The sequence below is a fragment of the Cellulomonas sp. P4_D11 genome, from assembly GCF_056401915.1.
Genome location: NZ_JBFUIK010000057.1, coordinates 1 through 14,329 on the forward strand (window position 1 = coordinate 1; position 14,329 = coordinate 14,329).

Annotated in this window: 15 protein-coding genes; 2 read left to right on the forward strand and 13 right to left on the reverse strand. The window is 74.8% G+C overall.

Going from position 1 to position 14,329, the window contains the following annotated elements:
• Positions 1 to 905: ROK family protein (locus tag AC1DT4_RS19565; RefSeq protein ID WP_477091426.1), on the reverse strand; the 905-nt coding region annotated here is incomplete at its 3' end.
• A 77-nt stretch (positions 906 to 982) separates the two neighbouring features.
• Between AC1DT4_RS19565 and xylA the strand changes: the two genes are divergently transcribed.
• Entirely contained in the window at positions 983 to 2,170 is a 1,188-nt protein-coding gene (xylA, locus tag AC1DT4_RS19570; protein ID WP_477091427.1) for a xylose isomerase, read from the forward strand.
• Between the two features lie 152 nt (positions 2,171 to 2,322).
• On the forward strand, positions 2,323 to 3,726 hold the full coding sequence (gene xylB / locus AC1DT4_RS19575; RefSeq protein ID WP_477091428.1) for a xylulokinase: 1,404 nt from the start codon (positions 2,323 to 2,325) through the stop codon (positions 3,724 to 3,726).
• A gap of 63 nt (positions 3,727 to 3,789) precedes the next feature.
• Here the strand turns inward: xylB and AC1DT4_RS19580 are convergent, their stop codons facing one another.
• From AC1DT4_RS19580 to folK, 12 genes are all read right to left on the reverse strand, one after another.
• A complete protein-coding gene (locus AC1DT4_RS19580) occupies positions 3,790 to 4,122 on the reverse strand; it encodes a histone-like nucleoid-structuring protein Lsr2 (RefSeq protein ID WP_477091429.1) in 333 nt (110 codons plus the stop codon).
• A 67-nt stretch (positions 4,123 to 4,189) separates the two neighbouring features.
• Complete coding sequence (locus AC1DT4_RS19585) at positions 4,190 to 4,387, reverse strand: hypothetical protein (RefSeq protein ID WP_477091430.1); 198 nt, start codon at positions 4,385 to 4,387, stop codon at positions 4,190 to 4,192.
• Positions 4,384 to 5,904: a lysine--tRNA ligase gene (gene lysS / locus AC1DT4_RS19590; RefSeq protein ID WP_477091431.1), complete on the reverse strand. Its 1,521-nt coding sequence runs from the start codon at positions 5,902 to 5,904 to the stop codon at positions 4,384 to 4,386. Before lysS ends, AC1DT4_RS19585 begins: the two co-directional genes overlap by 4 nt.
• A gap of 46 nt (positions 5,905 to 5,950) precedes the next feature.
• Complete coding sequence (nadC, locus tag AC1DT4_RS19595; protein ID WP_477091432.1) at positions 5,951 to 6,859, reverse strand: carboxylating nicotinate-nucleotide diphosphorylase; 909 nt, start codon at positions 6,857 to 6,859, stop codon at positions 5,951 to 5,953.
• Between the two features lie 24 nt (positions 6,860 to 6,883).
• Positions 6,884 to 8,611, reverse strand: a complete 1,728-nt coding sequence (locus AC1DT4_RS19600) for an L-aspartate oxidase (protein ID WP_477091433.1) — start codon at positions 8,609 to 8,611, stop codon at positions 6,884 to 6,886.
• Positions 8,608 to 9,027 carry an aspartate 1-decarboxylase gene (gene panD, locus AC1DT4_RS19605; protein ID WP_477091440.1) on the reverse strand — a complete coding sequence of 140 codons (420 nt, stop codon included), beginning with the start codon at positions 9,025 to 9,027 and terminating at the stop codon, positions 8,608 to 8,610. The genes AC1DT4_RS19600 and panD overlap by 4 nt, the downstream gene beginning before the upstream one ends.
• 29 nt (positions 9,028 to 9,056) lie before the next feature.
• Positions 9,057 to 9,971, reverse strand: coding sequence for a pantoate--beta-alanine ligase (gene panC, locus AC1DT4_RS19610; RefSeq protein ID WP_477091434.1), 915 nt, complete (start codon positions 9,969 to 9,971; stop codon positions 9,057 to 9,059).
• Positions 9,968 to 10,948 (reverse strand): Rossmann-like and DUF2520 domain-containing protein, encoded by a 981-nt coding sequence (locus tag AC1DT4_RS19615; protein WP_477091435.1) that lies wholly within the window; start codon positions 10,946 to 10,948, stop codon positions 9,968 to 9,970. The genes panC and AC1DT4_RS19615 overlap by 4 nt, the downstream gene beginning before the upstream one ends.
• Positions 10,945 to 12,549 (reverse strand): PH domain-containing protein, encoded by a 1,605-nt coding sequence (locus tag AC1DT4_RS19620; protein WP_477091436.1) that lies wholly within the window; start codon positions 12,547 to 12,549, stop codon positions 10,945 to 10,947. Before AC1DT4_RS19620 ends, AC1DT4_RS19615 begins: the two co-directional genes overlap by 4 nt.
• Positions 12,546 to 13,055 (reverse strand): PH domain-containing protein, encoded by a 510-nt coding sequence (locus AC1DT4_RS19625; protein ID WP_477091437.1) that lies wholly within the window; start codon positions 13,053 to 13,055, stop codon positions 12,546 to 12,548. Before AC1DT4_RS19625 ends, AC1DT4_RS19620 begins: the two co-directional genes overlap by 4 nt.
• 31 nt (positions 13,056 to 13,086) lie before the next feature.
• Positions 13,087 to 13,578, reverse strand: a complete 492-nt coding sequence (locus AC1DT4_RS19630) for a DUF3180 domain-containing protein (protein WP_477091438.1) — start codon at positions 13,576 to 13,578, stop codon at positions 13,087 to 13,089.
• On the reverse strand, positions 13,578 to 14,329 hold a 752-nt coding region (gene folK, locus AC1DT4_RS19635), incomplete at its 5' end, for a 2-amino-4-hydroxy-6-hydroxymethyldihydropteridine diphosphokinase (RefSeq protein WP_477091439.1). The genes AC1DT4_RS19630 and folK, both read right to left, overlap by 1 nt.

Below are 14,329 nucleotides of genomic sequence, written 5' to 3' on the forward strand. Positions count from 1 at the left end.
TCGGCGACGAGCGCGTCGAGCAGGGCATCGAGCCGGGCGGTCGGCGGCAGGCCGGCGGCGCGCAGCATCGCGTCCTGGCCGGCGAGGGCCTCGAGGCTGCCGTCGGACGCGCGCGGGCCGCGGAAGGCGTCGACCACGACGTGCCCGATCTCGCCGCTCCAGCCGTGCCGGCCGGGGAAGATCTCGCCGTCCAGGACGATCGCGCCACCGATGCCCACCTCGCCGGACACGTACGCGAAGCTCGGGGACCCCCGGCGCGCGTGCGCTTCCGCGCGGGCGGCGAGGTTGGCCTCGTTGGCCACGCGCGGCGGGAACGCGGCCAGCGCGGGGTGCGCGGACACGAGGGCGACGACGTCGACGTCGCGCCAGCCCAGGTTCGGCGCGACGCGCAGCGGGCCCGTGACGCGGTCCACCAGGCCGGGCAGCGCGAGGGCCGTGCCGGCGACGCGCATGCCCGCCGACCGCAGCTGGTCGACCACGGGTTCCGCGAGCACCGCGAGGCGATCGAGCACGGTCGCGGCGTCGGCACCCCGCAGGTCGTCGAGCTCGACGTGCTCGGCCAGCACGTCGCCCGCCAGGTCGATCGCGCGGACGCCGAGGTAGTCGACGTTGACCTCCATGCCCACGCCGGCGACGGTCCCCCGCGCCGGCGCCAGGGGCACCGCGGGGCGCCCCGCGCGCTGCGTCGGGGTCGGCTCCAGCTCGCGCACCAGGCGCGCCTCGATCAGGTGGTCGACCAGCCCGGACACGGTCGCGCGGGCGAGGCCCTCGGACGCGGCCAGCTGCGCGCGCGACACCGGCTCGGCGGCCTCGACGATCCCTCGCAGCGCGACCCCGAGGTTCTGGTCGCGCATCTGCGCCTGCCGGGCGACCCGCGAGGGGTCGCGAGGTTCGGGCGTCGGCATGGCTTGACCCTACCGGCTGGACGAGATAAATTCATCCGGCAAACTAAACTCGCAGGAACTCGATGAGGAGACGCGTGATGGCAGCGCAGCCCACCCGTGCAGACAAGTTCTCGTTCGGCCTCTGGACGGTCGGCTGGAACGCCCAGGACCAGTTCGGCTCGGCCTCGCGCCCGTGGCTGGACCCGGTCGAGTCGGTCCACAAGCTCGCCGAGCTCGGCGCGGCGCACGTGACGTTCCACGACGACGACGTGGTCCCCTTCGGCTCCGACGCCGCCGAGCGCGACCGCATCCTGGCCCGCTTCAAGGGCGCCCTCGACGAGACCGGCATCACGGTCGAGATGGTCACCACCAACACGTTCAGCCACCCGATCTTCAAGGACGGCGCGTTCACGTCCAACGACCGCCGCGTCCGCCGCTACGGCCTGCGCAAGGTGGTCCGCAACGTCGACCTGGCCGCCGAGCTCGGCGCCGACACCTTCGTCATGTGGGGCGGCCGCGAGGGCGCGGAGTACGACTCCGCCAAGGACCTCAACGCCGCGCACGACCGCTACGCCGAGGGCATCGACACGGTCGCCGCGTACATCAAGGAGAAGGGCTACAAGCTGCGCATCGCGCTCGAGCCCAAGCCCAACGAGCCCCGCGGCGACATCCTGCTGCCGACCATCGGCCACGCGATCGCGCTCATCGACCGCCTGGAGCACGCCGACATCGTCGGGCTCAACCCCGAGGTCGGGCACGAGCAGATGGCCGGCCTCAACTACACGCAGGGCATCGCCCTCGCGCTGTGGGCGGGCAAGCTCTTCCACATCGACCTCAACGGCCAGAAGTCGATCAAGTACGACCAGGACCTGGTCTTCGGGCACGGCGACCTGTTCTCCGCGTTCGCCACCGTCGACCTGCTCGAGAACGGCTTCCCGTCGGGCGGCCCGACCTACGACGGTCCGCGCCACTTCGACTACAAGCCGTCGCGCACCGAGGACTTCCAGGGCGTGTGGGACTCCGCCGCCGCCAACATGGCGACGTACCTGCTGCTCAAGGAGCGGGCGCAGGCGTTCCGCGCCGACCCCGAGGTGCAGGCGGCGTTCGAGGAGTCGGGCGTGCTCGAGCTCTCGCAGCCGACGCTGGCCGAGGGCGAGACCCTGGCCGACCTGATCGCCGACCGCTCCGCCTTCGAGGACCTCGACGTCGACGCCGTGGCCGAGCGGGGCTTCGGCTTCGTGCGCCTCAACCAGCTGGCCCTCGAGCACGCCCTCGGCGCCCGCTGACCCGTCGGCGCCACCCCGCAACGTCCGCACTCGATGGGGTCCTGACCCTCACGAGTGCGGACGTTGCGCCTCACCCCTCCCGTTGCGTCCGCACTCCGTCGGGTTCCACCCCGACCGAGTGCGGACGCTGCGGACTCTCGCGGAGGTAGCTCATGGCTCTCGTGGCCGGTATCGACTCGTCCACGCAGTCCTGCAAGGTCGTCGTGCGCGACGCCGAGACCGGGGCCCTCGTGCGCTCCGGACGGGCGTCGCACCCGGACGGCACCGAGGTGGCTCCCTGGTACTGGTGGGACGCGCTGCAGAGCGCGATCGTCGGCGCCGGCGGGCTCGACGACGTGGCCGCGATCTCCGTCGGCGGCCAGCAGCACGGCATGGTCGCGCTCGACTCGCGCGGCGAGGTCGTCCGCGACGCGCTGCTCTGGAACGACACCCGCTCGGCGCCTGCCGCGCTCGACCTCATCGAGGAGCTGGGCGGCCGGCAGGCGTGGGCCGACGCCGTCGGCAGCGTGCCCGTCGCCTCCCTGACGGTGACGAAGCTGCGCTGGCTTCGCGACGCCGAACCGGAGAACGCCGCACGCGTCGCGGCCGTCGCCCTCCCCCACGACTGGCTCACGTGGCGCCTGGCGGGCGCGACGAACATCGACGCCCTGGTCACCGACCGGTCCGACGCCTCCGGCACGGGCTACTGGTCCCCTGCGACCGAGGACTACCGGCCCGACCTCCTGCGGCTGGCCCTGGGCCACGACGCGGTCGTCCCGCGCGTGCTCGGCCCGTCGCAGGCGGGGCCGACGACCAGCTCCGGTGCCGTGCTCGGTCCCGGCGCCGGCGACAACGCCGCCGCCGCGCTCGCCCTAAACCTCCAGCCCGGCGACGTCGCCGTCTCCATCGGCACGTCCGGCGTCGTCTCCGCCATCGCGGCCACGGCGACGGCCGACGGCTCGGGCCTGGTGACGGGGTTCGCCGACGCCACGGGCGCGTTCCTGCCCCTCGCGTGCACCCTGAACGCCTCCCGCGTGCTCGACGCGGCGGCCCGCCTGCTCGGCGTCGACCACTCGGGCCTGTCGGCGCTGGCCCTGTCCGCGCCGGCCGGCGCCGACGGGCTCGTGCTGGTGCCCTACCTCGAGGGCGAGCGGACCCCCAACAAGCCCGACGCCACGGGCGCCCTGCACGGCCTGCGGCTGGCCAACACCACCCCGGCGCACCTGGCCCGTGCGTCGGTCGAGGGCATGCTCTGCGCGCTCGCCGACGGCATCGACGCGCTGCGCGACCAGGGAGTCGCCGTCGAGCGGCTGTTCCTCATCGGCGGCGGCGCGCAGTCGGCCGCCGTCCGCGCCATCGCGCCGTCCGTGCTGGGCCTCGACGTGCGCGTCCCCACGCCCGGCGAGTACGTCGCGGACGGCGCCGCCCGGCAGGCTGCGTGGGTGCTGTCGGGCGCCGCGACCCCGCCGGCCTGGAGCTCCGCGTCGGAGGCCACGGTGTTCACCGGCGACCCCGTGCCGCTGGTCCGGGAGCAGTACGCCGCGGTCCGTGAGCTCACGGGGGTCCGCCCGGCCTGAGCCGGCGCCGCGCATGACGAGAGCCCGGCACGGGGGTGCCGGGCTCTCGTTGCGTACGAGGGGTCAGTGCGCGGCGTCGTACGCCGTCTTGACCTCCGCCGAGATGCGGCCGCGCTCGGACACGTGGTGCCCGTGCTCCTTGGCCCACTCCCGGATCGCCTGCGCGTCGCCGGACGACGAACGCCGCCCGCGCGGAGCGGCCGACTTCGTCGCCGTCCGTCCGCCGACCTTGCGCGCGTGACCCACCCACTGCGCAAATGCGTCGCGCAGCTCACCCGCATGCGAGGACGTCAGGTCGATCTCATAGGTGACGCCGTCCAGACCGAATGTGACGGTCTCATCAGCAGTTCCGCCGTCGATGTCGTCGACCAGCAGGACCTGGACCTTCTGTGCCATTGCTCGCTCCGTATGGCAGATGAATGAATGCTTGTCGCGTTCACTATCGCATCGGCACAATAAGCCGTCAAACGGACGGCGTGGATTCCCCATTGTTCTTGCGGGCGGCGGCGACTTCCGCGGCGCGTTCCTCGGCGTCCATTCTGGCCATTGCCTGCCGCTCGGTGCGGTCGGCATTGACCAGCGCGCGGATGGCGAACCAGAACAACAGACCGACGCCGATGGACGGCAGGAGCGCGGCGAGCGCCGTGAACAGGGGGTTCATGAGCTCAGCGGCTTCACGAGCGGGAACAGGATCGTCTCGCGGATACCCAGTCCCGTGAGCGCCATGAGAAGTCGGTCGATCCCGAGACCCAGTCCGCCGGCCGGCGGCAAGGCGTACTCGACGGCGGTGAGAAAATCCTCATCCACGCGCATCGCCTCGTCGTCACCCGCTGCCGCGAGCAACGCCTGCGCCTCGAAGCGCTTCCGCTGGATCACGGGATCCACCAGCTCGGAATAGGCCGTCGCCAGCTCGAAGCCACGCACATAGAGGTCCCACTTCTCGACGACGCCCGGGATGCTGCGGTGATCACGCGTGAGCGGGCTCGTCTCGACCGGGAAATCGCGCACGAATGTCGGCTCGAACAACTGGTCCCCGACGCGGTGCTCCCAGAGCAGCTCGACCAGCTTTCCGTGGCTCGCGCGCTTCGCGTCGTACTCGACCCCGAGGCGGGTGGCGAGCGCCGTGAGCGCGTCCAGTGACGTCTCGGGCGTGATCGGCTCGCCCAGCGACTCCGACAGCGAGCCGTACATGGTCAGCTCGGCCCAGTCGCCGCCGAGGTCGTACTCCTCGCCGTCCGGCAGCACGACGACCGTGGTGCCCAGCACGTCCTTGGCGGCGGTCTGCACGAGGTCCTGGGTGAGGGCGGCCATGGTGTCGTAGTCGCCGTAGGACTCGTACGCCTCGAGCATGGCGAACTCCGGGGAGTGCGTGGAGTCGGCGCCCTCGTTGCGGAAGTTCCGGTTGATCTCGAAGACGCGCTCGATGCCGCCCACCAGCGCGCGCTTGAGGAACAGCTCCGGCGCGATCCGCATGTACAGGTCGATGTCGAAGGCGTTCATGTGCGTGATGAACGGCCGGGCCGCGGCGCCACCGGGCTGCGTCTGCAGCATGGGCGTCTCGATCTCGATGAAGTCGCGGCGGTGGAAGTTGTCCCGCAGCGACCGCAGCAGCGCCGGGCGCTGCCGGGCCGTCTCGCGGGCCGCCGGCCGGACGATCAGGTCGACGTACCGCTGCCGGACCCGCGCCTCCTCGGACAGCTCGGCGCCGTCGAACAGGTTGGGCAGCGGGCGCAGCGACTTGGCCGCGATCCGCCAGTCGTCGGCGTACACCGAGAGCTCGCCGCGGCGCGAGCTGATCACGCGGCCGTGCACGAAGAGGTGGTCGCCCAGGTCGACGTCCGTCTTGAACGCCGCGAGCCGTTCCGGGCCGACCGCGTCGAGGCTGAACATCGCCTGCAGCCGGTTGCCCTCGCCGTCCTGCAGCGTGGCGAAGCAGAGCTTCCCGCCGATGCGGACGAACACCACCCGGCCGGCGACGCCGACCTCGTCGTCCGTCTCCTGGCCCGCCTCGAGGTCCGGGTGCTCCGCGCGGACCTGCGCGATCGAGTGGGTGCGCGGCACGCCGACCGGGTAGGCCTCGACGCCGGCGGCGAGCAGCCGCTCCCGCTTCTCGCGGCGGACCCGGATCTGCTCGGGGGCGTCGTCGGTGGAGGGGGTGTTCTCGGGCGCGTCGGTCACCGGTCGATCTTACCGGCGCGTACCTGTGCCCCTCGTGCCTCCTGCGTCACGCCGGCCGCAGCGGCTCCAGGTCCAGCGCCAGGTCGAGGATCGGCGACGAGTGCGTGAGCCCACCCACCGACAGGTAGTCGACGCCGGTCGCGGCGACCTCCCGTGCGCGGTCCAGCGTGAGGTTGCCGGTGGCCTCGAGCTCGACGCCGTCCTGCGCGGCGCGGACGGCGGCGACCACCTCGGCCAGCAGCGGGGTCGGCATGTTGTCCAGCAGCAGGAACCGGGCGCCTGCCGCGACGGCCTCCAGCGCCTGGTCGAGGGTGTCGGCCTCGACCTGGATGGTCACGTCGGGGAACCGCGCCCGCACCGCCTGCACCGCCGCCGACACCGAGCCCGCCGCGACCACGTGGTTGTCCTTGACCATCGCGACGTCGTACAGCCCCATGCGCTTGTTCGTGCCGCCGCCGCAGCGCACCGCGTACTTCTCGAGCGCGCGCAGCCCCGGCGTGGTCTTGCGGGTGTCGAGCACCTGGGCGCCCGTGCCGTCCAGGGCGTCGGCCCAGCGCCGCGTGTGGGTGGCGACGCCCGACGCCCGCGAGGCGAGGTTGAGCAGCGTGCGCTCGGCGACGAGCAGCACCTGGACCGGTCCGCGCAGCACCGCGAGCACGTCGCCGCGCGCCACGCGGGAGCCGTCGGGAACCCGCTGGTCCACCGACGGCACCGGCAGGCCGAGCCTCGCCGCGACCTGGCCGACGACCTCCGGCACCACGACCAGACCGGCGACGACGCCCTCCTGCCGGGCGACCAGGTCGGCGGCGCCGAGCGCGTCGGGCGGGATGGTCGACTGCGTGGTCACGTCCCGGCCGGGGGCCGGCCCGAGGTCCTCGTCGAGGGCGGTCGCCACGGTGCGCGCGAGCCACGCGGGGTCGAGGCCGGACGGGGTGGACGTGGGGTGCGCGATCACGGCGTCACGCTACCTGCGCGTCCGTCAGGTCAGCCGAGCGCGCCGGCTGACGAGCACGCCGTCGGCGTCGAGCGACAGCTCCAGGCGCACGCGCCACGACGGCTCCGTCCGGGGGAAGTCGCTGCGCGCGTGACCCCCGCGGCTCTCCTCCCGCTCGAGCGCCGCGGCGGTCAGCGCCGTCGCCACCTGGTGCACGTTGGTGGTCTCCCACTCGGCCACCTGCGGTGCGGCGAGCCGCCGGCCCTCGTCGGTCCGCAGGTGGGCGTCCGTCGGCACCGCCGCGAGCGCGGTCACCGCGCGGCGCAGCCCGTCGCCCGACCTCAAGGGACCCGGGCCGTCCGACGCGATGCGCTGCACGCGGGCCCGCGAGGCGGCAGCGACGAGCGCCTCGTCCCCCGGGCGGGTCACGGGCGCGAGCGGGGTGAGCGTCCCGGCCTTGACCTGCGCGGCGATGTGCCGTGCGGCGCGCGTGGCGAAGACCAGGCCCTCGAGCAGCGAGTTCGACGCGAGCCGGTTGGCCCCGTGCACCCCGGTGCAGGCCACCTCGCCCACCGCGTACAGGCCGGCCAGGCTGGTGCGCCCGACCAGGTCCGTGATCACGCCGCCCGAGTGGTAGTGCTGCGCGGGCGCGACCGGGACCAGATCCGTGGTCATGTCGATGCCGTGCTCGAGCAGCCGCTCGTTGATCGTCGGGAAGCGGCGACGCAGGAACTCGGCGCCCAGGTGCCGCGCGTCGAGCCAGACGTGGTCCGAGCCCGTCTCGGCCATCCGGCGGACGATCGCGTGCGCGACGACGTCCCGCGGCGCCAGCTCCGCCATCGGGTGCACGTCGGGCATGAACCGCACGCCGTCCGTGTCCAGCAGCAGCGCGCCCTCGCCCCGGACCGCCTCCGACACGAGCGTCAGCTGGCCCTTCACGCCCGCGCCGAGCCACAGCACGGTCGGGTGGAACTGCACGAACTCGACGTCGCCCAGCCGCGCGCCCGCGCGCAGTGCCGCGGCGATCCCGTCGCCGGTGGCCTGCGCCGGGTTGGTGGAGGACCGGAAGACCTGGCCGATGCCGCCGGTCGCCAGCACGACCGCGCGGCCGAGCGCGGCGCCGACGCCATCGCGCTGCCCCTCGCCGATCACGTGGAGCGTCACGCCGCACGCGCGGCCGGGGCGACCGTCCGGTCCCGGCGGACCGGTGAGCACGTCGAGGACCAGCGCGTGCTCGATGACCTCGATGCCCGGGTCGTCGCGGACGGCCTCGATCTGGGCGACCAGCGCGCGGGAGATCTCCGCGCCTGTGGCGTCGCCGCCCGCGTGCGCGATCCGGTCGGCGTGGTGGCCGCCCTCGCGCGTCAGGGAGATGGACCCGTCGGGCGCGGTGTCGAACACCGCGCCGCGGGCGACGAGCTCACGCACGCGTGCCGGACCCTCGGTGACCAGGACCTCGACCGCGCGGGGGTCGCACAGCCCGGCGCCGGCGACCAGCGTGTCCTGGAGGTGCGCGGCGGGCGAGTCGGACGGGTCGAGCGCCGCGGCGATGCCGCCCTGCGCCCACACGGTCGACCCCGACGCGAGGGTGTCCTTGGTGACGAGCAGGACGCGCGGCACCCGGGTGCGCAGCTCGAGCGCCGCCGTCAGCCCCGCGATGCCGGACCCGACGACGACCGCGTCGGCCTCGACGATCCAGCCGGGCTCGGGCGCGGCGAGACGGGTGGCCAGGCGCGTGGCGGTGGTCGGGGGCGCGCTCGCGACCGCCGTCACCGGCGGGCCGTCGCCAGGGGGATGCCGCTCGGCGCGAGCCCGGGCCAGCCGTCGGGCACCTGCCCGGGATCGTCGCCCAGGTCGGCGATGCGGTTGTCGGCGTCGACCAGGACGACGCGGGGCAGGTAGGTGCGGGCCTCGGCGTCGGCCAGCTGCCCGTACGCGATGAGGATGACGACGTCGCCGGGGTGCACCAGGTGCGCCGCGGCTCCGTTGATGCAGACCTCGCCCGACCCGGGCCGTCCGGCGATCGCGTAGGTGGTCAGCCGCGCGCCGTTGGTGACGTCGACGACGTCGACCTGCTGCCCGGGCAGGATGTCCGCGGCCGCGAGCAGGTCCTGGTCGACCGTGATGGACCCGACGTAGTGCAGGTCGGCCTGCGTGACCGTCGCGCGGTGGATCTTGCCGGTCATCATCGTGCGGGTCAGCGTGCTCGTCGGTGCCGTCACGGGCGCACCTCCACGAGGGCGTTGTCGATGAGCCTCGTCGAGCCCACGGTCGCGGCGACGAGGAGCAGGGCGTCGCCGACGAAGCCCGTCGGCACCTCCGCGAACGTCTCGGGGTCCACCAGCGCGACGTAGTCGACGTCGACCTCCGCGAGGGCCCGACGGGCCGACCCGCGGATCTCGTCGGCGGTCCCGGTCGCCCGCACCGCGCGGGACAGCCCGAGGGCGCGGCGGCGCTCGTCGTCGGTCAGGTACGCGTTGCGGCTGGAGAGCGCGATGCCGTCGTCGTCGCGCACGATCGGCGCCGCCTCCACCGTCACCGGCACGTCGAGGTCGCGGACCATGCGGCGCACCGCGGCCAGCTGCTGCGCGTCCTTGGCGCCGAACAGGGCGACCTCGGGCCGCGTGAGGTGCATGAGCTTGAGGACGACCGTGAGGACGCCGTCGAGGTGACCCGGGCGGCTGGCGCCCTCCAGCACGTCGCCGATCGCACCCGCGCTCACGCGCACGATCGGGTCGCCGTCGGGGTACACGACGTCCGGACCGGGGGCGAACACGATGTCGTCGGGGCCGAGCAGGCCCGGGCCGGACAGCAGGGCGAGGTCGCGGTCCAGGTCTCGCGGGTACCGCGCCAGGTCCTCCGACGGCGAGAACTGCAGCGGGTTCACGAAGATCGTCACGACGACCGCGTCCGCCAGCTCGCGCGCCCGCGAGACCAGCGACAGGTGCCCGGCGTGCAGCGCGCCCATGGTCATGACGACCGCGCGCCGGTACGGGCGCGCGGTGTGGGCGGTGCCCACCGTGCCCGCGCTGCTCTCCGTGCGCGGCACCGCCTGCACGTCCTGCACCGCGAGCGCGGCGGCCAGCGCCCCGCGCGTGTGCACGAGCGTGGGCGTCGTCGTCTGCGTGGTCATCCGTCGTCCTCCTGCGGGCTCGGCCCGTCCTCCACGTGCAACGTCCCGGCGTCCTCGTTGATGCCGTCCAGCAGCTCCTGCGCCGCCGCGGGGCTGATCAGGCCCGCGGCGAGCGCGCGACCCGTCGCCGAGCGCGCCAGGGCACGGTATCCCGCGACGACGTCGACCGCCCCCGTGGCGGCGGCGAACGTGGCGAGGGCCACACCGTGCTCGCGGACCGTCCCCGCGTCGCCACGGCGCACCGGGCCGGTGAGCGCCGCGATCGCCCCGGACCCGCCGGCGTGCTCGGCGCGCAGCGCACCGTCCAGCGCGGCCTCGAGCAGGGGCGTGAGCATCCGACCGGGATCCGCGACGCCGGCGGCGGCGAGCGCCTGCGCGGCCTGGGCCACGAGCACCACGAGGTGGTTCGCGCCGTGCGCGAGCGCCGCGTGGTACAGCCCGCGCGCCTCCTCCGCCAGCACGACCGGCTCGCCGCCGACCTCGACGACGAGCGCCTGGCCGATGGGCAGGACCGGCGCCGGCGCGGTCACCGCGAACGAGCAGCCGACCAGCCGGGCCAGGTCGAGCGAGGTGCCCGTGAACGTCATCGCCGGGTGCAGCGCCAGCGGGATGACCCCGGCCGCCCGGGCCGGCGCGAGGACCTCCACGCCGAACCGGCCCGACGTGTGCACGACGATCTGGCCGACCTGCCACGCGCCCAGGTCGGCGAGGCCGCGCACCAGGTCGGGCAGCGCGTCGTCGGGCACCGTGAGCAGCACCAGCTCGGCGCGGCGGACCACCTCGGGGATGTCCAGCACGGGCACGCCGGGCAGCAGCGAGGCCGCCCGCTCCCGGGAGGCCTCGGAGATCGCCGAGACCGCCACCACCGGGTGCCCCGCGGCCCGCAGGGCGCTGCCCAGCACCGCGCCGACGCGGCCCGTGCCGATGACACCGACGCCGAGCCGACCCGGGCGGGTCGCCGGGTCCGGTGGGGTCACGAGCCCGATCCCGCAGGCGGCTGGGCGGACGGGGCGGGGTGTGCCGGGGGCACGCCGGGCGCTGGGGTCGTCGACGTCGCCGGCTCAGGCGTCTCCCCCGTCGGGGCGCCGACCGCCCGCATCCACTGCTCCGGCGTCGCGGTCGCGCGGGCGTTGCGGGCGCGCTCCGCCTGCTCGTCGATCAGCGCCGCGGCCACGCCGGCGTCGAGGTGGTCCACCCGCGGCGCGACAGGTCCGGGCGTGGAGTGCAGCACGAACGACGCCAGCCCGAGCTTGCGCTGGACCGGGCCCTGCGCGATGCCGAGCGACTGCGTGCGCTCGTGCGGCACCACGTCGACGGAGCGCCAGAACCGGCCGGACCGGGTGACCAGGGCGCGCTCGGTGACCCGCACGCCGTGCCGACGCCAGCCGACCGGGTCGACCCAGCGTGCGCGGCGAGGCGCGGCCGTGAAACCGCCGTCGGTGTCCTTGCCGGACAGGGCCGCGTCGATGAGCGCCGCCGGGTCCGGGACACCCAGGTCGGGGAGCACGAGCCACAGGGCCGTCATGGCCTCGCCGCGCGTCGCCACCGGGTGCAGGACGGTGTCCCGCTGCTGCTGGTCGCCCTGCCCGTAGCCGGCCACGTTGATCTCGACGCGCCACCAGTCCGGGCCGCGCCACAGGGGTCCCTGCCGCAGCCGGATCGCCTGCACGCGCCCGGGCGGCACCGTCTGGGCCCGGGCCTCGGTGAGCCCGTGCCGCAGACGGATGCCGTCGGGCGAGATCGCCGCGCGGAAGTTGGCGCCCTGGTTGATCCGGCTCCACACGAACGTCACGCCACCGAACAGGGGCGCGATCAGCACGAACGCGGCGCTGATGTCCCGTGACGCGATGCCCAGCGCGATCGCGCCGGCGACCAGGAGGAGGAGCACGGGCACGACGCCGGACCGCAGCGTGGCCGCGACCAGCCGGCCCATCGGCAGCTCGTAGACCTGCCGCTCGGGCGCGACCTCGAAGGGCTGGGGCAGCACGGGGACGGCCGGCGGGACGTCGGTCGGCAGGGCGGCTGCCGCAGCGTCGTCGACAACCGGGGCGACCGCGGCCGCGGGACGCCGCAGGCCCGCGGCGAGCGCGAGCAGCTCCGCGCGCAGGGCCTCGGCCTCGGCCTCGCGCAGGAAGGCGAGCGAGACGGCCGAACCGCTGCCGCCGGCGACCTCCAGCTTGAGCTCCGCGAGGCCGACGAGCCGGGCGAGCAGGGGCTGCACGACGTCGACCGCCTGCAGCCGGTCCAGCCGGGCCTGGCGCTGCTGGCGGAAGAGGATGCCGGTGCGCAGGTGCACGGCCTCGTCGGTGACCGCGAACCGGGTCACCCGCCACGCGACCGCCGAGTACGCGAACCCGATGAGCCCGACCAGGATGATCGACCCGATGAGCGCCAGGAACGCGGTCCCGTGCATGAGGTCGATCGCCTGCTTGAGGTTCTCGCCGATCTGGAACCAGCCGATGGCCAGGACCGCGACGAGCACCTTCCAGCCCTTGAGCGCCGGGGTGACGGGGTGCATCCGGCGCCAGCCGGTGATGTCCTCGTCGCTCGCGGTGTCGACGTCCGGTGCGCTGGTCACAGCCCCGCCAGCCGCGCCTCGCCCCGCGATGCCATCCGGTCGCGCAGGCGCGCGGCCTCGTGGGGCGGCAGGCCGTCGATGGAGGCGCTCGTCGCCGGCGAGGCCGTGTGCAGCTGCACGGAGGCGATGCCGAACTTGCGCGCCAGCGGGCCGGCGTTGACGTCGACGTACTGCATGCGGCCGTACGGCACCACGACGAGCGAGCGGAACATGATGCCGCGCCGCACCAGGAGGTCGTCGGCGCGCTCCGCGTAGGCCAGCGCCCCGACCTGCCGCGGCACCAGCCAGACGATCCACAGGACGAGCAGGACGACCACGGCCGGGAACACCCACAGCCACGCCTCGCCGACGAGCACCGCGAGCAGCACGACCAGGACGAGGACCGGCGTCAGGACGATGGCCGTCACGGTCAGCCGCGCGCCGATCAGGCGCCGCGACACCGGCGTCCAGGTGACGTCGGCGGGGTCGAACGGCTCGCTCGTGCCGGGGACGGGGTCGGAGGTCATGGCACTCATCCTTCCACCCGCTGGACCACTGTCACGTGCCGCTGGGATCGGGCGCCGGCCGCTCGCGGGTGACCTCGGCGCCCTCCTCGGGGGGCGGGACCCGGCAGAACCACTCGACCACCAGACCGACGACCGCGAGGACCACGGCGCCGGCCGCCGCGATGCCCGCCGCGGCGGCGCGTCCCCCGCTGCCCGGGACGGACAGGTCGCTGACCTGGGCCAGCACCTGACCGCCGTACCAGCCGGCCAGCAGCGCGCCCGTGTAGCAGGACGCCTTGGCCAGCACCGCCGTGCGAGCGGCGCGGATGGGGTCGAGGGTCGGCCGCTTGCCGCGCAGGAACTGCCGCACCGCCCAGCCCATGGAGAACACGACGCCGGCGATGAGCAGCTCGACGGCGACCACGAGCCACGGGACGGACGGCAGCATCCCGCCCCGGCCGACGACGGCGCGCAGCACGATCCACGTCACGGCGGCGACCGCGACGGTGACCAGCAGCAACGTCTGCCAACGGGTGCGGTGCATCACGCGTCCAGCGCCTCCGGGCCGGGGCCCCCGGTCGGGACGGCACCCGTGTCGTTGCCGGCCGCCGGGATGGGAGCGGTCAGCCAGTCGAGGGCGAGCCAGCGGACGCCGTCCCGGTCGGGTGCCGTGGCGGCGAGCGCGCCGACCGGTCCCCCGCCGAGCCCGGGGAGCACCGCGTCCGGGTCCAGCTGCGCCCACGGCTGCAGCACGAACGCCCGCTCGTGGGCGCGCGGGTGCGGCAGCTCGAGGTCGTCGGTCACGGCGAGCACCGACCCGTACAGCACGATGTCGATGTCGAGCGTCCGCGGGCCCCAGTGCTCCTGGCGCTCGCGTCCGTGCGCGTGCTCGATGCCCTGCGTGGCGCGCAGCAGGTCCCGCGCCGCCAGCGTGGTGGTGCCCAGCACCACGGCGTTGAGGTAGTCGGACTGCTCCGGCCCGCCGACCGCGGCCGTGCGCGCCAGCGGCGAGACCTCCGCCACCTCGATCCCGGGAGTCCCCGCCAGGTCCGTGACCGCCTGGCGCAGCGTCTCCTGCGCCGGTCCGAGGTTCGCGCCGAGCGCGAGCACGATCCGCACCGGACCGTCGGGCACCTGGTCGAGCGCGTCCGTCACTATCTCGCCCTGCACCTCCGCGAGCTCCGGCGCGAAGGTCTCGAGCTCCGTGGACGGGGCGTCGGGCCCCTGCACGGACAGCGCGCCCGGCGCGGGGGCGACCGCCTCCGCCCACGGGCCCGCCGACAGCGGCGCCGGCG